Origin of the sequence: Enterobacter cloacae complex sp. IR5458 (genome assembly GCF_049238025.1) — a bacterium.
Taxonomy (GTDB): domain Bacteria; phylum Pseudomonadota; class Gammaproteobacteria; order Enterobacterales; family Enterobacteriaceae; genus Enterobacter; species Enterobacter kobei.
In genome coordinates this window covers 1-21,491 of record NZ_JBMKIF010000004.1, presented here as the reverse complement: position 1 = coordinate 21,491, position 21,491 = coordinate 1, and the positions used below count along the sequence as shown (strand labels likewise).

At 56.7% G+C, this 21,491-nt stretch carries 22 protein-coding genes; 15 read left to right on the top strand and 7 right to left on the bottom strand.

The genetic code is table 11. The features are described from left to right. Nucleotides 1–61 precede the first annotated feature (61 nt). A complete protein-coding gene (dacC, locus tag ACOTYN_RS04180; protein WP_014883140.1) occupies nucleotides 62–1,267 on the top strand; it encodes a serine-type D-Ala-D-Ala carboxypeptidase in 1,206 nt (401 codons plus the stop codon). A gap of 67 nt (nucleotides 1,268–1,334) precedes the next feature. On the opposite strand, the gene deoR is transcribed toward dacC, so the two are convergent. From deoR to ACOTYN_RS04165, 3 genes are all read right to left on the bottom strand, one after another. Further along, nucleotides 1,335–2,093, bottom strand: coding sequence for a DNA-binding transcriptional repressor DeoR (gene deoR, locus ACOTYN_RS04175; protein WP_014883141.1), 759 nt, complete (start codon nucleotides 2,091–2,093; stop codon nucleotides 1,335–1,337). A 67-nt stretch (nucleotides 2,094–2,160) separates the two neighbouring features. After that, on the bottom strand, nucleotides 2,161–2,769 hold the full coding sequence (gene ybjG, locus ACOTYN_RS04170; RefSeq protein WP_023338185.1) for an undecaprenyl-diphosphate phosphatase: 609 nt from the start codon (nucleotides 2,767–2,769) through the stop codon (nucleotides 2,161–2,163). Nucleotides 2,770–2,776: 7 nt separating this feature from the next. After that, nucleotides 2,777–3,505 carry a phosphatase PAP2 family protein gene (locus tag ACOTYN_RS04165; RefSeq protein ID WP_071922448.1) on the bottom strand — a complete coding sequence of 243 codons (729 nt, stop codon included), beginning with the start codon at nucleotides 3,503–3,505 and terminating at the stop codon, nucleotides 2,777–2,779. A gap of 168 nt (nucleotides 3,506–3,673) precedes the next feature. Between ACOTYN_RS04165 and ACOTYN_RS04160 the strand changes: the two genes are divergently transcribed. Then, nucleotides 3,674–4,906 (top strand): MFS transporter, encoded by a 1,233-nt coding sequence (locus tag ACOTYN_RS04160; RefSeq protein ID WP_014883144.1) that lies wholly within the window; start codon nucleotides 3,674–3,676, stop codon nucleotides 4,904–4,906. Between the two features lie 60 nt (nucleotides 4,907–4,966). Here ACOTYN_RS04160 and ACOTYN_RS04155 read toward each other — a convergent pair whose 3' ends face one another. Beyond that, the gene (locus ACOTYN_RS04155) at nucleotides 4,967–5,779 is read right to left on the bottom strand and encodes a Cof-type HAD-IIB family hydrolase (protein ID WP_014883145.1); all 813 of its coding nucleotides are present in this window, start codon (nucleotides 5,777–5,779) and stop codon (nucleotides 4,967–4,969) included. Then, entirely contained in the window at nucleotides 5,769–6,983 is a 1,215-nt protein-coding gene (locus ACOTYN_RS04150; protein ID WP_332956633.1) for an MFS transporter, read from the bottom strand. Before ACOTYN_RS04150 ends, ACOTYN_RS04155 begins: the two co-directional genes overlap by 11 nt. Nucleotides 6,984–7,064: 81 nt before the next feature. Between ACOTYN_RS04150 and ACOTYN_RS04145 the strand changes: the two genes are divergently transcribed. Continuing rightward, nucleotides 7,065–7,616, top strand: coding sequence for a TetR/AcrR family transcriptional regulator (locus ACOTYN_RS04145; RefSeq protein WP_014883147.1), 552 nt, complete (start codon nucleotides 7,065–7,067; stop codon nucleotides 7,614–7,616). 250 nt (nucleotides 7,617–7,866) lie between these two features. Here ACOTYN_RS04145 and ACOTYN_RS04140 read toward each other — a convergent pair whose 3' ends face one another. Then, nucleotides 7,867–9,552 (bottom strand): aspartate:alanine antiporter, encoded by a 1,686-nt coding sequence (locus tag ACOTYN_RS04140; protein WP_014169303.1) that lies wholly within the window; start codon nucleotides 9,550–9,552, stop codon nucleotides 7,867–7,869. Between the two features lie 279 nt (nucleotides 9,553–9,831). Between ACOTYN_RS04140 and ACOTYN_RS04135 the strand changes: the two genes are divergently transcribed. Continuing rightward, the gene (locus ACOTYN_RS04135) at nucleotides 9,832–10,200 is read left to right on the top strand and encodes an inner membrane protein YbjM (RefSeq protein WP_014883148.1); all 369 of its coding nucleotides are present in this window, start codon (nucleotides 9,832–9,834) and stop codon (nucleotides 10,198–10,200) included. A 30-nt stretch (nucleotides 10,201–10,230) separates the two neighbouring features. On the opposite strand, the gene ACOTYN_RS04130 is transcribed toward ACOTYN_RS04135, so the two are convergent. Continuing rightward, nucleotides 10,231–10,500 carry a GrxA family glutaredoxin gene (locus ACOTYN_RS04130; protein ID WP_014883149.1) on the bottom strand — a complete coding sequence of 90 codons (270 nt, stop codon included), beginning with the start codon at nucleotides 10,498–10,500 and terminating at the stop codon, nucleotides 10,231–10,233. 183 nt (nucleotides 10,501–10,683) lie between these two features. Between ACOTYN_RS04130 and nfsA the strand changes: the two genes are divergently transcribed. The 11 genes from nfsA (at nucleotide 10,684) to ACOTYN_RS04075 (ending at nucleotide 21,429) form a co-directional block, all read left to right on the top strand. After that, nucleotides 10,684–11,406 (top strand): nitroreductase NfsA, encoded by a 723-nt coding sequence (gene nfsA / locus ACOTYN_RS04125; protein ID WP_332956636.1) that lies wholly within the window; start codon nucleotides 10,684–10,686, stop codon nucleotides 11,404–11,406. A gap of 51 nt (nucleotides 11,407–11,457) precedes the next feature. Next, entirely contained in the window at nucleotides 11,458–12,360 is a 903-nt protein-coding gene (gene rimK / locus ACOTYN_RS04120; protein WP_032628797.1) for a 30S ribosomal protein S6--L-glutamate ligase, read from the top strand. 63 nt (nucleotides 12,361–12,423) lie between these two features. Continuing rightward, nucleotides 12,424–12,900 (top strand): YbjN domain-containing protein, encoded by a 477-nt coding sequence (locus ACOTYN_RS04115; protein ID WP_003858385.1) that lies wholly within the window; start codon nucleotides 12,424–12,426, stop codon nucleotides 12,898–12,900. A 351-nt stretch (nucleotides 12,901–13,251) separates the two neighbouring features. Next, nucleotides 13,252–14,364, top strand: coding sequence for a spermidine/putrescine ABC transporter substrate-binding protein PotF (potF, locus tag ACOTYN_RS04110; protein ID WP_014883152.1), 1,113 nt, complete (start codon nucleotides 13,252–13,254; stop codon nucleotides 14,362–14,364). Between the two features lie 98 nt (nucleotides 14,365–14,462). Then, nucleotides 14,463–15,596, top strand: coding sequence for a putrescine ABC transporter ATP-binding subunit PotG (gene potG / locus ACOTYN_RS04105; protein ID WP_023332502.1), 1,134 nt, complete (start codon nucleotides 14,463–14,465; stop codon nucleotides 15,594–15,596). Between the two features lie 10 nt (nucleotides 15,597–15,606). Further along, the gene (gene potH / locus ACOTYN_RS04100; protein ID WP_032637105.1) at nucleotides 15,607–16,542 is read left to right on the top strand and encodes a putrescine ABC transporter permease PotH; all 936 of its coding nucleotides are present in this window, start codon (nucleotides 15,607–15,609) and stop codon (nucleotides 16,540–16,542) included. After that, on the top strand, nucleotides 16,539–17,384 hold the full coding sequence (gene potI, locus ACOTYN_RS04095) for a putrescine ABC transporter permease PotI (protein WP_014883155.1): 846 nt from the start codon (nucleotides 16,539–16,541) through the stop codon (nucleotides 17,382–17,384). The genes potH and potI overlap by 4 nt, the downstream gene beginning before the upstream one ends. 20 nt (nucleotides 17,385–17,404) lie before the next feature. Continuing rightward, complete coding sequence (locus ACOTYN_RS04090; RefSeq protein WP_045134203.1) at nucleotides 17,405–17,923, top strand: YbjO family protein; 519 nt, start codon at nucleotides 17,405–17,407, stop codon at nucleotides 17,921–17,923. Between the two features lie 40 nt (nucleotides 17,924–17,963). Continuing rightward, a complete protein-coding gene (gene rlmC / locus ACOTYN_RS04085) occupies nucleotides 17,964–19,094 on the top strand; it encodes a 23S rRNA (uracil(747)-C(5))-methyltransferase RlmC (RefSeq protein WP_318594430.1) in 1,131 nt (376 codons plus the stop codon). A 174-nt stretch (nucleotides 19,095–19,268) separates the two neighbouring features. After that, on the top strand, nucleotides 19,269–19,976 hold the full coding sequence (locus tag ACOTYN_RS04080) for a response regulator transcription factor (protein WP_023332505.1): 708 nt from the start codon (nucleotides 19,269–19,271) through the stop codon (nucleotides 19,974–19,976). Continuing rightward, entirely contained in the window at nucleotides 19,960–21,429 is a 1,470-nt protein-coding gene (locus ACOTYN_RS04075) for a sensor histidine kinase (RefSeq protein WP_332956646.1), read from the top strand. Before ACOTYN_RS04080 ends, ACOTYN_RS04075 begins: the two co-directional genes overlap by 17 nt. Nucleotides 21,430–21,491: the final 62 nt, after the last annotated feature.

Sequence of the window (21,491 nt, the reverse complement as noted above, 5' to 3'; positions counted from 1 at the left end):
CATCGCTTCTTGCGACACGGTGATGTGACGTAATTTTTGAATGGACACTCGGGTGGCATTTATGACGCGAAAAATGACTTCTCTGCGCAGCCTGGCGGCAGGCTCTGCGCTCCTTTTCCTGTTTGCACCAACTCTCTACGCAGCAGAACAGGCTGCGCCCGAAGCGCCACCGGTGGATGCGCGCGCCTGGATCCTGATGGACTATGCCAGCGGGAAAGTGCTGGCGGAAGGCAATGCCGATGAGAAACTCGATCCGGCCAGCCTGACCAAGATCATGACCAGCTATGTGGTCGGCCAGGCCTTGAAAGCCGGTAAGATCAAGCTGGACGATATGGTCACCATCGGAAAGGACGCCTGGGCGACCGGTAACCCCGCACTGCGTGGGTCATCGGTGATGTTCCTGAAGCCAGGGGATCAGGTGTCCGTTTCCGATCTGAATAAAGGGGTAATTATTCAGTCGGGAAATGATGCGTGTATCGCGCTGGCCGATTATGTGGCCGGCAGTCAGGATTCTTTCATTGGTTTGATGAATGGCTATGCGCAGAAACTCGGCTTAACCAACACGACATTCAAAACGGTTCACGGCCTGGATGCGCCGGGACAGTTCAGTACCGCGCGCGACATGGCGCTGTTGGGGAAAGCGCTGATCCACGACGTACCGGATGAATACGCGATCCACAAAGAGAAAGAGTTTACCTTCAACAAAATTCGCCAGCCGAACCGTAACCGTCTCCTGTGGAGCAGCAACGTTAACGTGGACGGCATGAAGACCGGCACCACGGCGGGCGCGGGCTATAACCTGGTGGCCTCTGCGACGCAGGGCGACATGCGTTTGATCTCGGTTGTGCTGGGCACCAAAACCGACCGCATCCGGTTTAACGAATCAGAAAAACTGCTGACCTGGGGCTTCCGTTTCTATGAAACCGTGACGCCGATTAAACCGGATGCCACGTTCGTCAGCCAGCGCGTCTGGTTTGGGGACAAGAGTGAAGTGAATCTCGGGGCGGGGGAAGCCGGTTCCGTGACCATTCCACGCGGTCAGCTGAAAAACCTGAAGGCCAGCTTTACCCTGACCGACCCGCAGCTCACCGCGCCGTTGAAAAAAGGCCAGGTGGTTGGGACGATTGATTTCCAGTTAAACGGTAAGTCAATTGAACAGCGTCCGCTGATCGTGATGGAAGCGGTAGAAGAGGGTGGCTTCTTCAGCCGGATGTGGGATTTCGTATTGATGAAATTCCACAGCTGGTTTGGCAGCTGGTTCAGCTAATCCATCATGCTTTTCTCCCTCTCCCTGTGGGAGAGGGGCGGGGTGAGGGCATCAGACCGCACCCCTCTCAATACATCAACTTCACCTGCTGCGCCTTCGCATGGGCCACAATTTCCTCATCCGGGCGGCAATCGCTGACGATGGCGTCAAACTGCGCCAGCTCGCCCATTCTTGCCGACCGCACTTTGCCAAATTTACTGTGATCGACCACCAGCACATGGTATTGCGCGGCGCTTAAAGCCCAGTGCTTTACCGGCAGCTCCTCCAGGTTAAAGCAGGTCGCCCCCTGACGCACATTCACGCCCGCGGCGGAATAGAACGCGATGTCCGGACATAAGTTGCTGAGCGTGTCCTGCAGGTTGAGCGGCTTAAAGATAGCGTTGCTGGCGTGAAACTCACCGCCGCAGAGGATCACCCGGCACTCGGGTTTCTCCTGCAGCGCCAGAAAGGTGTTCAGGGAGTAACACACGGCGGTAAAGGGAATACTGCTGTCGATGGCTTCGATAATCCACGGCGTGGTGGTGCCGCAGTCAAAAAACAGCGTCTGGTGCGGCTGTACCAGCGTGGCGGCCAGGCGCGCGGCTTTGCGTTTCTCTTCCACCAGACGCGTTTTCTGATCGCTTATCAGATAATGGCTGGCGCTACGCGGCTCAAGCACAATGTACCCACCCAGCAGTACCACGGGAGCGCTGTCGCTGTTCAGATCACGACGAATGGTCATCTCTGAGACGCCGAGGAGGTTGGCGGCTTCCTTAAGATGCAGCTTATCACTACGCTTCAGCGCCTGAAGCAGCTGAGCTATGCGGTCATCGCGTCGTGTTTCCATAGTTCCTCAGGATAAAAAAAATGAGCCCCCGCAGGGCGGGGGCTCAGTGTAACCTGTCCGGTTGGGGTTAGTCACGTATCCAGCCTTTGCGGATCGGGAGGGCAAAAATGGCGCGATAAAGGGAAGAGAGCCCCCGGTAGAGCGCTTCACCGAAGAGATTCCACAGGATTGCCGCGCTCACGCAGCCAATCAGTCCTACCAGGAAACCGCCGACCATATCCAGCGGCCAGTGGACGCCAAGATACACGCGGGACCAGGCAATCGCCGCGGCTGCCACCATCAGCACCGCACCAGACCACAGGCGATGCCAGAACAGGAAAGCCAGCGCGAAGGTGAAGATAACCGTACCGTGATCGCTCGGGAAGGAGTCATCCGGCGCGTGGTGCAGGAAGGTATAACCGACATGGTCGACAAAAGGACGATCGTGCGGGAACGCATGGCCGAGAATATAACTAACCAGTACGCTGACCCCGAGCGCCATCGCGACTTTGATCACCAGCTGGCGCTGTGCCTTCACCTGACTGCGAGGGCCCCAGAGCCAGAGGATAGCGGCCAGCACAGGCACGATACTAATCAGATCTTTTGCCAGGAAAGTGGCAAAATCAATCATCCACTCTGGCGAGGCCGGTGTGGCGTTGATCAGATAAAACAGCTGATAATTCAGATTCTCTAGCATAGCGTTATCACTCTTTTGCAAACCGGGTGGAAACCAGCCCGTAGACGGCCACCTGGGAAAACCAAACCCACCACCCGGCCCACAGGTTGTGAGAGAAAAAATGTGCCCCGCGCATCACCTGACCGAAGCCCATCGCCAGACCCAGCAGCACGCCGAGGGCAACAAAGCTCCAGGCGAGACGTGGACGCTCGCGCCAGAAGGCAAAAAACAGCCCCATCACCATAAAACCGCTGGAGGCATGGCCGCCGGGGAAACAGCGCCCCGGCCCGCTGTCTGTCGGGACGGCGCTAAACAGTGGGTAAGACATCGCCTTCCCGCCATACTCCACCAGATCCCACGGGCAGCTGTGGTGGCTAATGCTTTTCAGTACGCCCACTACCAGCGCGCCAAGCCCCATCAGCAGCGCCGCCGTAACCAGCCTGGCGTTACGTTTGTAAGCGCCGTAAAGCAGCGCCACGGCACCTAAGGCGATGGCGATGTACTTCGCCAGACGATGGTTGAGCAAATCCAGCAGGTGGTCTTTCTGCAGCGGGAAGCTCTGCATCGCCGCGTCATACCAAAAACCGGTGATCCATCTGTCGAGCGCTTCATCGCGCGAAAGCCACGTAAACACCACGGCAAGGACTAACAGCACGAAAAGCTGATAACCATAAAAGCGGGAGGGTAAGCGGTAAAGTCGTTTTGTCTTATTTGTCTGTAAGTTAGACAATTCTGAACGGCTGGAAGTGAGTGCCATAATTTGGGATCGTTGACGAGTAATCGGGCTATCATAAATCTGTCAACTTAAGGAAACCTTAAACGAAGACGATATGTGCTTTATTTCTGTTTATCCTCGATAAATCACTATCTCGGGCTGCGGCATTTCATTACACTCATCGCGATTTTGTCATTTTAAAGAGATTGCATGTTAAACCGTTCTTCTTCTGGTTCACGTCTGGGTCGTCAGGCGTTGCTTTTCCCCCTGTGTCTGGTGCTCTACGAATTCTCCACCTATATCGGCAACGATATGATCCAGCCCGGCATGCTGGCCGTTGTGGAGCAGTACAACGCGGGAATTGAATGGGTGCCGACCTCCATGACCGCCTATCTGGCTGGCGGCATGTTTTTACAGTGGCTGTTAGGGCCGCTGTCGGATCGTATTGGCCGTCGCCCGGTGATGCTGACCGGCGTGGTGTGGTTTATCGTCACCTGCCTCGCTACGCTGCTGGCGCAAAACATTGAGCAATTTACCCTGCTGCGTTTCCTGCAGGGGGTGAGCCTGTGCTTTATCGGTGCCGTGGGGTATGCCGCCATTCAGGAGTCGTTTGAAGAGGCGGTGTGTATCAAAATTACCGCGCTCATGGCAAACGTGGCGCTGATTGCCCCTTTACTCGGGCCGCTGGTGGGCGCCGCGTGGGTACATGTTGCGCCCTGGGAAGGGATGTTTATCCTCTTTGCGGTTCTCGCTGCTATCGCGTTCTTTGGCCTGCACCGCGCAATGCCGGAAACGGCGACCCGTCTGGGTGAAAAACTCTCGCTCAAAGAGCTGGGCCGGGATTACAAAGAAGTGCTGAAGAATGGCCGCTTTCTGGCGGGGGCGCTGGCGACCGGGTTTGTGAGCCTGCCGCTGCTGGCGTGGATTGCGCAGTCTCCGGTCATTATCATCAGCGGTGAAAAGCTCAGCAGCTACGAGTATGGTCTGCTGCAGGTGCCGATTTTTGGCGCGCTGATTATCGGTAACCTGGTGCTGGCACGTCTGACGTCACGCCGCACCGTGCGTTCACTGATTATTATGGGTGGCTGGCCGATTGCAGCAGGGCTGATTCTGGCCGCGGTGGCGACCGTTGCGTCATCCCACGCTTATCTGTGGATGACGGCGGGGCTCAGCCTTTATGCTTTCGGGATTGGCGTGGCGAACGCCGGGCTGGTGCGCCTGACGCTGTTTGCCAGCGAGATGAGTAAAGGCACGGTGTCCGCGGCGATGGGTATGCTGCAGATGCTGATCTTTACCGTCGGTATCGAGGTGAGCAAGCACGCTTACGCGATGGGTGGCAACGGTCTGTTCAGTCTGTTTAACCTCGCCAACGGCGTGCTGTGGGTTGGCCTGATGATGGTGTTCCTGAAGGACAAACGCGTCGGCAACGCCCTGCAACCGTAATCTGTTTATTCCCTCTCCCACAGGGAGAGGGTTAGGGCGAGGGCACCAGACCGCACGATATCAATTAAACGGTGCCTCCCCGTTCAACACCTTCTCAATCACATCCAGCACACCTTCCTCGTTATTATGCGGCGCTTCAAACCGCGCCACTGCTTTAATATGCGGTCTGGCATTCGCCATCGCGAAGCTGAACCCGGACTGACGCAACATCTCCACGTCGTTGCCGCTGTCACCGAAGGCAACCACTTCACTGTCCTCTATGCCCCAGCGCTGTTGCAGGATCCGCAGGCCGTTGGCTTTGTGCACCCCGGGGATAATCAGGTCGATACTGCCGTGGCCGGTTGTCACGGGCACCATAATGTCGTTAAGCTTTTCATGCAGCATCGCCTGGATGCGCGGAATTTCATGGTCTGACACGTTCAGCCCAAACTTGAAGAAAATGTCGTTCAGGTTGTCGAAATCACTCACCATTTCGAGCCGGTGATAGTACTTCGCGGCGATATCCTTAAAGTTATCGTCATAGCATTTCAGCGTATAGGCGCTGTTTTTTCCGCAGGCGATAATTTCAATGCCCGGAACGTCGTTTAATACATTCGCGACGGTCTCGAAATGGGCTTTCGACAATTCACCGTTAAAGACATCCTCTCCGGCGCTCACGACCCAGCCGCCGTTCTCAGCGACGAACGCAATTTCATGCGCAATCTCCGGGAAAAAGGAGATCAGCTGGTAGTACTGGTTGCCGCTGGCGACCACGAAGCGAATGCCTTGCGCCTTCATGCGGGCGTACTGCGCCAAAAAGCGCGGGCGGTTATAGGTCTTGGCATCGCTCAGGAATGTGCCATCCATGTCGACGGCGATCAGTTTAACGCTCATATCCCTTCTCCAGTGTCGTTTGTTTCGTTTCCGGCTTTGCCACCGCGCGCGCCACCAGCGCGGCGATGATCACCAACCCTAACACCACCAGCATGGCGCTGCGCAGCCCGTAGTGTTCACCCAGGAAGCCGAGCAGCGGCGGCCCCACTAGGAAGGCGAGGTAGCCCGTTGTCGCCACCACGCTGACGCGCGTCGGGGCATCCGGCCCGGTGTCGCTGGCGGCGGAAATGGTCAGCGGGAAGCCGAGTGACGCCCCCAGTCCCCAGAGGATCACCGAGACGCCGGCAATCCAGTCCACGTCCACAAAGATAATCATCGCAATCCCCAGGCCGCCCAGCAGGGCGCTGGCGCGCACCACCGCCACGCGGCTGTAGCGGTCGATAAACCAGCCGCCGGTGAAGCGCCCGACGGTCATCCCCAGCGTAAACCCGGCGTAAATCAGCGAGCCGGAGGTCGGGCTAAAGCCGTGACCGTCCACCATCAGCAGCGGCAGCCAGTCGTTGGCGGAGCCTTCTGCAAACGCCATCGCCAGTACCACCACGCCGATCAGCATCAGCTGGAAATCGCGGTAGAAGGGGAGTCCTTTTTCGGCTGACGAGCGTTCGTCAGCAGAGTTTTTACCGGTGCCGTCCGGGATGGCCCGGATGCCGGTGAGGATCGGAATGATGCACACCAGCGCCGCCAGCAGGATATGCAGATTGGCGGTCACACCCGTGGCCGTCAGCGCCATCCCTACGCCCGCACCGGCCAGCGTACCGAGGCTATAGAAGCCATGCATCATGGGCAGCACGGTTTTGTTCATCTCACGTTCGACCGCCGCCCCTTCAACGTTGATGGCTACCTCCGCAGAACCGAAGCTGCCGCCAAATAACGTCAGCCCCAGCGCGAACAACACCGGCGAGGCAAACCACAGCGCGATGCTCAATACCACCATCCCGAACACCGCGCAGCACATGGTGGTGCGGATCACAGCTCGCGTACCAAAGCGCTTCACCAGCCATGCGGAACAGAGAATGCCGCTCATGGAACCGATCGACAGGCCGAACAGCACGATGCCCATCTCAGCCGTAGAGACAGACAAAATATCGCGAATGGCGGGCGTGCGCGTGGCCCAGGAGGCCATCAGCAGACCGGGAATAAAGAAGAACATAAACAGCGCCCACATGCGGAGCTGCAGGGTTTTACGGGGAGAGGTCAGCGTCATTGGGGTAGCACCAGAAGTACAACAATAGCGACAACACTAGCAAGTTTGTGTACATTTGTACACAAACCACGTGAGGAATTTATGAGCAGACCACCGAACGATCCGCATCGCCGGGAGAAGATCCTGCAGGCAACACTCGATACCATTGCCGAGCACGGTATTCACGCCGTCACGCACCGTAAAATCGCCGCCTGCGCGGGCGTGCCGCTGGGGTCGATGACCTACTATTTCGACGGTATGGAGCCACTGCTGGAGGAAGCGTTCACATGGTTTACGCAACAGATGTCGCAGCAGTATCGGGATTTCTTTGCGGGCGTCACCGGGCCTGAAATGGCGTGCGAGTCCATCACCACCCTGATCCACAGTTCGCAGGTGACGACGCCGCACAACATGGCGCTGATGTACCAGCTTTACGCCTTTATGCACCGCAGCGCGGCGCTCAAAACGGTGATGCAGGACTGGATGAAGATGAGCCAGACTACGCTGGAGCAGTGGTTCGATCCGGTTACCACCCGCGCGCTGGATGCGTTTATCGAAGGGATGACGTTGCACTATGTGACCGACCGTGCGCCGTTAACCCGGGACGAGATTCGGGCGATGGTTGGGAGGATTGCGGGGGAGGGAAACGCTTAGACATCGCTCGTTAAGCCTGGCATTACGTATGCCCATGTTTAGAAAAGCTGGATAACGGGCTTTGGTTATTCTTTGTTGGGGTTTATTTAAGGCAACAAAAAACCCATCAACCTTGAACCAAAACGGCGGGGTTGATGGGCTCCACAAATTGGGGACATCAAAGAAAAGCAGTGGCACTAGTTATGACTGCCCCCTGATAAAAAAGTTCTGCGCGTAACAAAAATTTTTTCATTACGCGCAAACTTCAGAGTTATCCGAGTCCTGGCCAGATGATGATGATCAGCGTACCTGCCAGCGTCAGCAGTACGTTGGCGATAGCGTAGGTGCCTGCATAGCCCAGCGCCGGGATGTTGCTGCGCGCGGTGTCGCTGATAATTTCCATGGCCGGCGCACAGGTACGCGCCCCCATCATTGCTCCGAAGAGCAGGGCGCGGTTCATGCGCAGCACGTAGGCACCAAACAGGAAGCAGATCACCACCGGCACCAGGCTGACGATAAGGCCGGAAACCAGCATCTGCCAGCCGACGGCGCCAAGGCTGTGTCCAATGCCGCTGCCGGCGCTTAAGCCAACACCCGCCATAAACACCATCAGACCGAACTCTTTTACCATGTTCAATGCGCCCTGCGGAATGTAACCGAACGTCGGATGGTTCGCTCGCAGGAAGCCCAGCATGATCCCGGCGAACAGCAGACCGGCGGCGTTACCGATTCCGAAACTGAAGTTGCTGAACTGGAAGGTGATCATCCCGATCATCAGGCCCACAATAAAGAAGGCGCAGAAAGCCAGCAGGTCAGTGACCTGGCTGTGAATGGAGATAAAGCCGATGCGGTCGGCAACGGTTTTTACGCGTCGCGCGTCGCCGCTGACCTGCAAAACGTCGCCTTTGTTGAGCACGACGTTGTCGTCGATGGGCATCTCAATCTGGCTGCGGATGACGCGGTTAAGGAAGCAGCCGTGGTCGGTCAGCTTGAGTTGCGCCAGACGACGGCCAACGGCGTTATGGTTTTTCACCACGATCTCTTCGGTGACGATGCGCATGTCGAGCAGATCGCGGTCGAACACCTCTTTGCCGTTTCGGAAGCTTGGGTCGAGACGGGCGTGCGCGTCCGGGTAACCCACCAGCGCGATGTCGTCGCCCATCTGCAGCACCGCGTCACCGTCCGGGTTCGCCAGAATGCCGTTACGGCGGATACGTTCGATGTAGCACCCGGTCTGGCGGTAAATCCCCAGCTCGCGAAGATTTTTCCCATCTGCCCATGCCACCAGCTCAGGTCCGACGCGGTAGGCGCGGATCACCGGGAGGTAGACTTTACGTTTGCTGTCGGTATCCAGCCCGCGCTCACGGGCGATTTGCTGGGCACTGGTCTGCAGATCCTGATGCTGCAGTTTTGGCAGATAGCGCGCGCCGACAATCAGGCTCACCAGACCAATCAGATAGGTCAGGGCATAGCCCAGGCTCAGGTGGTCGAGCGCGGTCGAAAGCTGTGCGCCAGCCATGCCCGAATGGCGCAGGGTATCGCCTGCACCCACCAGCACTGGCGTAGAGGTCATGGAGCCTGCCAGCATACCGGCCGTTAACCCGATATCCCAGCCAAACAGCTTACCCAGTCCTAAGGCGATCAGCAGTGCGCTGCCGACCATCACCAGCGCCAGCATCAGATAATTTTTGCCGTCGCGGAAGAAAATCGAAAAAAAGTTCGGTCCTGCTTCCACGCCAACACAAAAAATAAACAACATAAAACCTAAGTTGAGCGCGTCCGTGTTAATGCTGAAGTGCTGCTGGCCTAATAATAAGGAGACGACTAAAACGCCAATGGAATTACCAAGTTGAACCGATCCCAGGCGCAATTTACCCAGGCAAAGACCCAGCGCCAGTACCACAAATAATAACAGGATGTAATTCCCATTTAACAAGTCTGCGACGTTTATATTCACGGAGGCTAACTTCTTGTTTACCAGTAAGTTGTTGAATGAAAGGACTTTTTGGGCTACTGTTTTCTGGGTCAGGGAAAGGCGTTAACGCTCCCTGTTTCCTGCTTTATTCCCTAAAACATTAGCTGGCGTGTAGTTTAATCGCATTAGCTACTGACAGCTACTGATTATCGCATCACCCTGTGCGTACTTTGGCAAGGATTGCCGCATTGCTTTATCTGACTGGGCGTCTACCCGACGAAAGTGTATTTGATAGAGATAAGTCAGGAGGATTGTTTGAATATGAAACGAAACTGGGCGGGGGTGATCAGCTGCTTTTTGCTGTTCACGGTCGTGTGCATGTCGCTCGCATTTAATGTGAAGGGCGCATTCAGGGCGTCCGGGCATCCGGAGCTGGGGTTGCTCTTCTTCACGCTACCGGGAGCCGCCGCCAGTTTTCTCTCCCGTAAAGGGGAAGTGGTGAAACCGTTACTGGGGGCGATACTTGCAGCGCCATTATGTCTGCTGCTAATGCGACTGCTGTATGTTTCAACGCGGAGTTTCTGGCAGGAGCTGGCGTGGTTGCTAAGTGCCATATTCTGGTGCGCCCTTGGCGCGCTCTGCTACTTATTTGTGCGCAGCCTGATTCAGCACCGACGGCACCACAAATAAAAACGCCCTCAGGGTGAGGGCGTCCTTTCATTACTGCTCGGCAAACAGGCCAAGATGTTCTTTGGCGTAGGCTTCAAAGTCGGTGCAACCGCCGATGTGTTTCTGATCGAGGAAGATCTGTGGGACGGTTTCAACCGGCTTACCGACTGTTTTTTCCAGATCGGCTTTGGTGATGCCTTCCGCGTGGATGTCCACATAGCGGAAATTGAAGTCATCGCGTTCTGCGGTCAGTTTCTCTGCCAGCTCTTTTGCGCGCACACAGTAAGGGCACCCTGGACGACCAAAAATTACTGCAAACATTTCTCTCTCCTCAAAAAACAAGCCTGACGGCGAATGAGACGTATAGTGCCTCATAACCTGTCGTCATTAAAGAAGGTTTCGCCTGTCGTTATAATACCTATGAGCTATGTTTCGCCAATTACACCGCGCAGATCATTGCCTATACTGGCTGCCATACGTTTTAAGCAAGCAAAGAGAGAGAAGATGACACCCACGATTGACCTGCTCCTTTCCCATCGTTCCATTCGCCACTTCACCGATGAGCCGATCACCGAGGCGCAGCGTACCGCCATTATTAACAGCGCAAGGGCGACCTCCAGCTCCAGTTTCCTGCAGTGCAGCTCCATTATTCGCATTACCGACCCGGCGATGCGTGAACAGCTGGTGACGCTGACCGGCGGGCAGAAGCATGTGGCCCAGGCCGCCGAGTTCTGGGTATTTTGTGCCGACTTTAACCGCCATCTGCAGATTTGCCCTGAAGCGCAACTGGAGCTCGCCGAACAACTGCTGCTGGGCGTCGTGGATACCGCGCTGATGGCGCAAAACGCCTTTACTGCGGCGGAATCGTTGGGACTAGGCGGGGTCTATATCGGCGGGTTGCGTAACAACATTGAAAGCGTCACCGAACTGCTGAAGCTGCCAAAACATGTACTGCCGCTGTTTGGCCTCTGCCTCGGCTGGCCGGCGGATAATCCGGACCTGAAACCGCGTATTCCTGCGGCAATGCTGGTGCACGAGAACCACTACCAGCCGGTCGATCGTGATGTCCTGAATCACTATGATGAAGAGCTGGCGAATTACTATCTGACGCGTGACAGCAATAACCGCCGCGATACCTGGAGCGAGCACATTCGCCGCACCATCATTAAAGAAAATCGCCCGTTTATTCTCGATTATCTGCATAAACAGGGCTGGGCGACGCGATAGTCCATTCTGTATGATATGAAGGCTTTTTCCATGTCTTCAGAGAGGTGCAGGGTGAAAATTGCCATATTGTCCCGGGATGGAACGCTCTATTCATGTAAACGCCTGCGAGAAGCGGCGGCAAAACGCGGACATCAGGTTGAGATCCTTGACCCGATGTCCTGCTATATGAACATCGACCCCGCCGCTTCATCTATACACTACAAAGGCCGCAAGCTGCCGCATTTTGATGCGGTGATCCCGCGTATCGGCTCCCAGATCACCTATTACGGCACCGCCGCGCTGCGCCAGTTTGAGATGCTGGGCAGCTATCCGCTCAATGAATCCGTGGCCATTTCCCGCGCCCGCGACAAGTTGCGCTCGCTGCAGCTGCTCGCCCGTCAGGGGATCGATCTCCCCGTTACCGGAATAGCCCATTCGCCGGACGACACCAGCGATCTGATAGACATGGTGGGCGGCGCGCCTTTAGTGATCAAGCTGGTAGAAGGCACGCAGGGTATCGGCGTGGTGCTGGCGGAGACGCGGCAGGCTGCAGAAAGTGTGGTCGACGCCTTTCGGGGACTGAATGCGCACATTCTGGTGCAGGAGTATATCGAAGAGGCGAAAGGGCGTGATATTCGCTGTTTCGTGGTCGGAAATGAAGTGGTGGCGGCCATTGAGCGTCAGGCCAAAGAGGGCGATTTCCGCTCTAACCTTCACCGCGGCGGCATAGCGAGAGTGGCTGATATTAGCGATCGCGAACGGGACATTGCCGTAAAAGCCGCGCAAACGTTGGGGCTGGACGTGGCGGGCGTTGACCTCCTGCGGGCGACGCGCGGGCCGCTGGTCATGGAGGTGAATGCCTCACCGGGGCTGGAAGGCGTGGAAAAAACCACGGGGGTCGATATTGCAGGTAAAATGATCACATGGATCGAGCGTCATGCCACGCCGGGCTACTGTCTGAAAACGGGCGGTTAAATGGCATTGAACGCACTTTTTGCGTAATCTATGCGAAGTTTTTATTAGAGAGGCTGCACCGCGATGGATTTACAGGTCGTACCAACACTGGATACGTTACGTCAATGGCTCGATGATGCCGGTATTACGTTCTTTGAATGTGATTCCTGCCAGGCGCTGCATCTGCCTCATATGCAAAATTTCGACGGTATTTTTGATGCCAAAATCGATCTGATTAACGACGTGATCCTTTTCTCCGCGCTGGCCGAAGTGAAGCCGTCTGCGCTACTGGCGCTGGCCTCCGACCTGTCGGCCATCAATGCCAGTTCTTTGACGGTGAAAGCATTTCTCGATATACAGGATGATAATCTGCCAAAACTGGTCGTTTGCCAGTCTTTATTCTCCGGGGCAGGGCTCTCCTTTAAGCAGTTCGCCTGGTTTATGCGCTTGAGTGAAGAGCAAATTTCCATGGTTATGATGGAAGCCAATGCACACCATCTGCTGTATAGCGCGGAAGATGATGCAGAGAATAATGATGCATCTCCCAATTTTCTTCACTAAGGCTGTCTGACTTTTGCGCAGTCGCTGCCATGGCGGCTGCATTAGGCCATTTTTTCTGCTGCTTTTAACCTTTCTTTAAAGAATTTTTCACCTCCCCAAAGGCCGTTTCGGCTTATCACGTAGACTAAACCTGCATAAAAAATTGATAAAAGGCGTTTTTTCGTCTGGGCTATAGCCGGAGACACGGGCTACAGTTATTCTTGCGATGCTTCAAAAAGCGAGCGGATCCTGCCGGGTAAAGAGGTTTCTTTTTATTTTGAGCAGAGCGACAAACTATGCATGATTTTTGCATATATCCAGATTGCACAGTTTTAGTTCGTTTGTTAACGAGCTTTCAGAAGGAATAACACTATGATCGCCTTGAATAAAAAATGGTTATCGGGTCTGGTTGCGGGTGCTCTGATGGCCGTCTCTGCCGGCACGCTCGCTGCTGAACAAAAAACGCTGCACGTTTATAACTGGTCTGACTATATTGCGCCGGACACCGTGGCCAATTTTGAGAAAGAGACCGGCATTAAAGTAGTCTACGACGTTTTCGATTCAAACGAAGTGCTGGAAGGAAAACTGATGGCAGGCAGCACCGGGTTTGACCTGGTCGTGCCTTCCGCGAGCTTCCTGGAGCGTCAGCTGACGGCGGGTGTCTTCCAGCCACTGGACAAAAGCAAATTACCGAACTGGAAAAACCTCGATCCAGAAGTCCTGAAGCTGGTGGCTAAGCATGACCCGGATAACAAATACGCCATGCCTTACCTGTGGGCGACCACCGGTATCGGCTACAACGTGGATAAAGTCAAAGCGGCGCTGGGCCCGGACGTCAAGCTGGACAGCTGGGACGTGGTGCTGAAGCCGGAAAACCTTGAGAAGCTGAAAAGCTGTGGCGTCTCTTTCCTGGACGCGCCAGAAGAGATCTTTGCCACCGTGCTGAACTACCTGGGCAAAGATCCGAACAGCAACAAGGCGGATGACTACACCGGTCCGGCGACCGATCTGCTGCTGAAGCTGCGTCCAAACATTCGCTATTTCCACTCTTCCCAGTACATCAATGACCTGGCGAACGGTGACATCTGCGTTGCGATTGGCTGGGCAGGGGACGTGTGGCAGGCGGCGAACCGCGCGAAAGAGGCGAAAAACGGCGTGAATGTGTCCTACTTCATCCCGAAAGAGGGGGCGCTGGCCTTCTTCGACGTCTTCGCGATGCCAGCTGATGCGAAAAACAAAGACGAAGCGTATCAGTTCCTTAACTACCTGATGCGTCCGGACGTGATCGCCCACATCAGCGACCATGTTTATTACGCCAACGGTAACAAGGCTTCCGTGCCGCTGGTGAGTGAAGCGATCCGCAGTAATCCGGCAATTTATCCGCCAGCGGACGTGTTCGCCAAGCTCTTCACCCTGAAAGTACAGGATCCAAAAATTGATCGCGTACGTACCCGTGCGTGGACCAAGGTGAAAAGCGGTAAGTAACCCTTTATCACAGGCCGGGCAAGCGAAGCGCACCCGGCAACAGGCGCACCGTTCTGGTGCGCCTGCACCATGATTTGATTTCTGCCGGAGAGCACCCCGTGAATGACGCGATCCCCCGCCCGCAGGCGAAAGTCCGTAAAGCGCTGACCCCGCTTCTTGAAATTCGTAACCTCACCAAATCTTTCGATGGCCAGCATGCCGTGGACGACGTCAGCCTGACTATCTATAAAGGTGAAATATTCGCGCTACTGGGCGCATCGGGCTGTGGCAAATCAACCCTGCTGCGTATGTTAGCCGGTTTTGAACAACCCACGGCCGGGCAAATCATGCTTGATGGCGTGGATCTCTCCAGCGTGCCGCCGTACCAGCGCCCGATTAACATGATGTTCCAGTCCTACGCACTGTTCCCGCACATGACGGTGGAGCAGAACATCGCCTTTGGCCTGAAGCAGGATAAATTGCCAAAAGCCGAAATCACCGCGCGCGTGGCCGAGATGCTGAGTCTGGTCCATATGCAGGAGTTCGCGAAGCGTAAACCGCACCAGCTTTCAGGCGGCCAGCGCCAGCGCGTGGCGCTCGCCAGAAGCCTGGCAAAACGCCCTAAGCTGCTGCTGCTCGACGAGCCGATGGGGGCCCTGGATAAAAAACTGCGTGATCGTATGCAGCTGGAAGTGGTGGATATTCTTGAGCGCGTCGGCGTGACCTGCGTAATGGTGACCCACGACCAGGAAGAAGCCATGACCATGGCCGGACGTATTGCGATCATGAACCGCGGTAAGTTTGTGCAAATTGGCGAGCCGGAGGAGATTTATGAGCATCCAACCACCCGCTACAGCGCCGAGTTCATCGGTTCGGTCAACGTCTTCGAAGGGCTACTGAAAGATCGTCAGGAGGATGGCCTGGTCATTGAATCGCCGGGTCTGCAGCATCCGCTCAAGGTCGATCCTGACAGTGCCGTGGTGGATAACGTGCCGGTCTACGTCGCGCTGCGTCCGGAAAAGATCATGCTCTGTGACGATCCGCCAGCCGATGGCTATAACTTCGCCGTGGGTGAAGTGGTGCACATTGCTTATCTGGGCGATTTGTCTATCTATCACGTGCGTCTGAAAAGCGGTCAGATGCTGAGCGCCCAGCTGCAAAACGAACATCGCTACCGCAAAGGTCAGCCGACCTGGGGCGACGAAGTGCGCCTGTGCTGGGATGCTGACAGTTGTGTCGTGCTGACGGTATAAGGAGCGGCCAATGAGTACACTTGAACCTCCAGCCCGCGCAGCCAGCTGGCTGACGCGCCTTAAGATGAAGCACGGCCGCAAGCTGGTGATTGCCATGCCTTACGTGTGGCTGATCCTGCTGTTCCTGCTGCCATTCCTGATCGTTTTCAAGATCAGCCTGGCGGAGATGGCGCGGGCGATCCCGCCGTATACCGACCTGTGGGAGTGGGCAGACGGGCAGCTGACGCTGACCTTAAACCTTGGTAACTTCCTGCAGCTCACCGAGGACCCGCTCTATATTGAAGCCTATCTGCAGTCGCTGCAGGTGGCGGCGATCTCGACGCTCTGCTGTCTGGTTATGGGCTATCCGCTGGCGTGGGCCGTGGCGCACAGTAAACCCTCGACGCGTAATATCCTGCTGCTGCTGGTGATTTTGCCGTCGTGGACCTCATTCCTGATCCGCGTTTACGCCTGGATGGGGATCCTGAAAAACAACGGCGTGCTGAATAACGTCCTGATGTGGCTTGGGGTTATCGATCAGCCGCTGACGATCCTGCACACCAACCTCGCGGTCTATATTGGCATTGTGTATGCCTATCTGCCGTTTATGGTTCTGCCGATCTATACGGCGCTGACGCGGATAGATTACTCGCTGGTGGAAGCCTCGCTTGACCTCGGTGCGCGTCCGCTGAAAACCTTCTTCAGCGTCATTGTCCCGTTGACCAAAGGCGGGATTATCGCCGGGTCGATGCTGGTCTTTATTCCGGCGGTAGGGGAGTTTGTGATCCCGGAACTGCTCGGCGGGCCGGACAGCATCATGATTGGCCGCGTGCTGTGGCAGGAGTTCTTCAATAACCGCGACTGGCCGGTGGCGTCTGCGGTGGCGATTATCATGCTGCTGCTGTTGATCGTGCCGATCATGTGGTTCCACAAACATCAGCAGAAACAGATGGGAGACCACGGATGAATAACTTACCGGTAGTGCGCTCCCCGTGGCGAATTGCGATCCTGGCGATCGGCTTTACCTTCCTGTATGCGCCGATGCTGATGCTGGTGATCTACTCGTTCAACAGTTCCAAACTGGTGACGGTCTGGGCGGGCTGGTCGACGCGCTGGTACAGTGAGCTGTTCCACGACGATGCAATGATGAGCGCGGTAGGGCTGAGCCTGACCATCGCCGCACTGGCGGCAACGATGGCCTCTGTTCTGGGCACCATCGCCGCGCTGGTGATGGTGCGTTTCGGCCGTTTTCGCGGTTCTAACGGCTTCGCCTTTATGATCACCGCACCGTTGGTCATGCCGGACGTGATTACCGGCCTTGCGCTGCTGCTGCTGTTCGTGGCGCTGGCGCATGCCATCGGCTGGCCGGCGGATCGCGGCATGCTCACCATCTGGCTGGCGCACGTCACGTTCTGTACCGCCTATGTCGCCGTGGTGATCTCCTCGCGTCTGCGCGAGCTGGATCGCTCGATAGAAGAGGCGGCGATGGATCTCGGCGCGACCCCGCTGAAGGTCTTTTTCATCATTACCCTGCCGATGATCATGCCGGCGGTGATCTCCGGCTGGCTGCTGGCATTTACCCTGTCGCTCGACGATCTGGTGATCGCCAGCTTTGTCTCCGGTCCGGGGGCGACAACGCTGCCGATGCTGGTCTTCTCCAGCGTGCGCATGGGGGTTAACCCGGAGATCAACGCCCTGGCCTCTATCATCCTCGGCGTGGTCGGAATTGTCGGATTTATCGCCTGGTATTTGATGGCGCGCGCGGAAAAACAGCGCGTGCGTGATATCCAGCGTGCAAGACGCGGCTGAAGCATTTAAAATTTCCAGTGATGTGCCGCGTATCACGCGGCACTGTTTTTCAGGGAAGTAAAACATTGGGATTATTAAAAAAATCACGGCTTACGCACGCTCGTCCTAACGTTCCTGCGCTGGTACAGGTGGCGGCGCTCGCCATTATTATGATCCGCTGCCTGGACGTGCTGATGATTCTGAATACCCTGGGCGTGCGCGGTATCGGTGAATTCATTCACCGCAGCGTGCAGACGTGGAATCTGACGCTGGTTTTTCTGAGCAGCCTGGTGCTGGTGTTCATTGAGATCTACTGTGCGTTTTCGCTGGTCAAAGGGCGCAACTGGGCGCGCTGGGTCTATCTGCTGACGCAGGTGACCGCCGCCAGCTACCTGTGGGCCGCCTCGCTGGGGTATGGCTATCCCGAACTGTTCAGCATTGCGGGCGGATCAAAACGCGAGATTTTGCACGCGCTGTTTTTGCAAAAACTGCCGGATATGCTGGTGCTGTTCTTCCTGTTCGTGCCTGCGTCCAGTCGACGGTTCTTCCAGTTGCAATAATGTGTATAATCGCAGCCCCCGTTATTCTTAAGGTTTTCATATGCAGTGCGCACTCTATGACGCCGGACGCTGCCGCTCCTGTCAGTGGATAGAACAGCCGGTCTCTCAACAACTCACCGCCAAAATGGCCGACCTGCAACAGCTGCTGGCTGAACACGCGGTGGGGGAGTGGTGCGCACCCGTCAGCGGACCGGAGCAGGGCTTTCGCAACAAAGCCAAAATGGTGGTCAGCGGCAGCGTCGAAAAACCGCTTCTGGGGATGCTGCACCGCGACGGCACGCCGGAAGACTTAACCGACTGCCCGCTGTATCCCGCGTCGTTTGAACCCGTCTTTGCCGCACTCAAACCGTTTATTGCGCGGGCAGGGTTAACGCCCTACCACGTCGCCCGCAAGCGCGGCGAGCTCAAATATCTCCTGCTGACGGAAAGCCAGCTAGACGGCGGCATGATGCTGCGTTTTGTGCTGCGCTCGGAAGCGAAGCTGGCGCAGCTTCGCGCGGCGCTGCCGTGGCTGCAGGCGCAACTGCCGCAGCTTAAGGTCATTACGGCAAACATACAGCCGGTGCATATGGCGATTATGGAAGGGGAGAAAGAGATCTTTTTCACCGACCAGCCTGCGCTGGCCGAAAATTTTAACGGCGTACCGCTGTGGATCCGCCCGCAAAGCTTCTTCCAGACCAACCCGACCGTGGCGAGTGCGTTGTATGCCACCGCCCGTGACTGGGTTCGGGCGTTAAACATTCAACATATGTGGGATCTGTTCTGCGGCGTGGGCGGTTTCGGCCTGCACTGCGCCACGCCTGAAATGCAGCTGACCGGGATTGAGATCTCGGCCGAAGCGATTGCCTGCGCGAAACAGTCCGCCGCCGGGCTGGGATTAACGAATCTCCACTTCCAGGCACTGGACTCTACCCAGTTCGCCACCGGCCAGGGCAATGTGCCGGAACTGGTGCTGGTCAACCCGCCGCGTCGGGGCATCGGAAACGCACTCTGCGATTACCTGAGCCAGATGGCACCGGATTACATCGTCTACTCCAGCTGCAATGCGCAGACCATGGCGAAAGATATCGCCAGCCTGCCGGGCTACCGCATTGAACGCGTTCAGCTTTTCGATATGTTCCCGCATACCGCGCATTATGAAGTGCTGACGCTGTTGGTGAAAACGCGCTAATCCTAAACATCGCCCGGTGGCGCTGCGCTTACCGGGCCTACAATCTGGAGTAGGCCCGGTAAGGCGTAGCCGCCACCCGGCAAGAACCCCGCACAATGTTCAACAAAATGTGAACTCTTCCCCCGCTCGAAATCAGGTAAGCTTACGTCATAAGAAATGATTGAAGGCTTACCCATGAAGCACATCCTGCTGGTGGAAGACGACCACGATATCGCGGCGCTTCTGCGACTCAATTTAGAAGACGAAGGCTACGCCATCACCCACGAGCCCGACGGGGGCAACGCCCTGCAGCGCCTGGAAAAACAGCCGTGGGATGCGGTGATCCTCGACCTGATGCTCCCGAACGTTGACGGGCTGGAGATTTGCCGACGCATCCGTCAGATGACGCGCTACCTGCCGGTCATCATCATCAGCGCCCGCAGCAGCGAAACCGACCGCATTACCGGGCTGGAAACCGGTGCCGATGACTATCTGGCTAAGCCGTTTTCGGTGCAGGAGCTGATTGCGCGCATCAAAGCGCTGTTCCGCCGTCAGCAGGCGATGGGGCAGGCACAAACGGACGGGCAAATTCAGGCGCACGGTTTGACGATCGATCCGCTGGCGCGCAGCGTCCTGCTCCACGGACAGGTGGTGGATCTCACCCCGCGCGAATTCGAACTGCTTTACTTCTTTGCCCGCCACCCTGGCGAGGTGTTTTCCCGTCTGGCGCTGCTGGAGCAGGTCTGGGGTTATCAGCACGAAGGCTATGAGCATACCGTCAACACCCATATCAACCGCCTGCGCATCAAGATTGAGAAGGACGCTGCCGAGCCGGAAATCGTTCGCACCGTCTGGGGTAAGGGATACAAATTTGCGGAGCCAACGCCTGATGCGTCGCTATAGCCTCAGCCAGCGCCTGACGCTGCTGTTCATTCTGCTGATGATGCTCTGCGCCACCGTCGCCTGCGCGGTACAGCTCTACACCAGTACGCAATACGGCAACGCCATGGTGCAACGGTTGTCGGGCGGACTGGCGCAGCAGATCGTCCAGCGGGAACCGATTCTCGACGCGCAGGGCAGGGTTGACCGCAGTTCGCTGAAACCGCTCTTTGACCGTCTGATGACCTTTAATCCGAGCGTGGAGCTCTATGTTGTCTCACCCGACGGCGACATCCTGGCCGATGCCGCCCCGCCGGGGCATATTCAGCGGCAAAAAATCGATCTGGCACCGGTTCAGACCTTCCTGAGCGGCACCGCCATCCCGGTACTCGGCGACGATCCGCGCAGCCAGAACAAAAAAGTCTTCAGCACCACGCCGCTGCGTCAGGACGGCGAGCTTAAGGGCTACCTGTACATTATTTTGCAGGGCGAGGAGTCGAATGCGCTGGCGGACATGGCCTGGCATAAGGCGCTGTGGAGCACGGTGCTCTGGTCATTGCTGTGGGTTGCACTGTTCGGCCTGCTGGCGGGATTACTGGTCTGGTACTGGGTGACGCGTCCGGTTAAACGCCTGACGGAAGAGGTCACCGGGCTTGAGCAGGACAGCATTAGCGCAATCAGGCTGCTGGCAGCAGAGCCGCCGGACGTCGCGGCCAATGACGAAGTGGCACGCCTGCGCAACAGTTTTATCGAGCTGGCGCGCAAAATCACCCGCCAGTGGGATCAGCTGGCCGACAGCGATCGCCAGCGCCGGGAGTTTATCGCCAATATTTCGCACGATCTCCGCACGCCGCTGACCTCTCTGCTGGGTTATCTGGAAACGCTGTCGCTGAAATCCACCACGCTGACGCCTCAGGAGCACCAGCAATATCTCGCCACCGCCCTGCGTCAGGGGCAAAAGGTACGCCATCTTTCCCAGCAGTTGTTTGAGCTGGCGCGTCTTGAGCACGGCGGCATTAAACCGCAGCGCGAGCGTTTCGCGATGGGGGAGCTGATTTCCGACGTGGCGCAGAAGTTTGAGCTCACTGCCCGCACGCGAGAGGTCAATCTGCATATTGACGTGCCTGGGCCGTTGCCGCTGGTCAATGCCGATGTATCAATGATCGAGCGCGTGGTGACCAATTTGCTGGATAACGCAATGCGTCATACGCCGACCGGCGGGGAAATTCGTCTGGCGGTCTGGCAGGAGAATGAACAGCTTCAGGTCGAAGTGGCTGACAGCGGTACGGGCGTGGATGCGTCGCTGCGCGACGATCTGTTCCAGCGGCCTTCAGCGTTGAACACTCAGGCCTCGCGGGAGAACCGCGGCGGGTTAGGGCTGTTAATCGTCAAACGGATGCTGGAGCTGCACGGCGGTGGAATACGGCTGATGGAGTCGGTGAGTGGGGCACGATTCAGGTTCTTTGTGCCGTTGTGAGAATTGCCGGGTGGCGCTGCGGTATGAACCGGAAACATGGGTAACACTTTAGACCGGATACA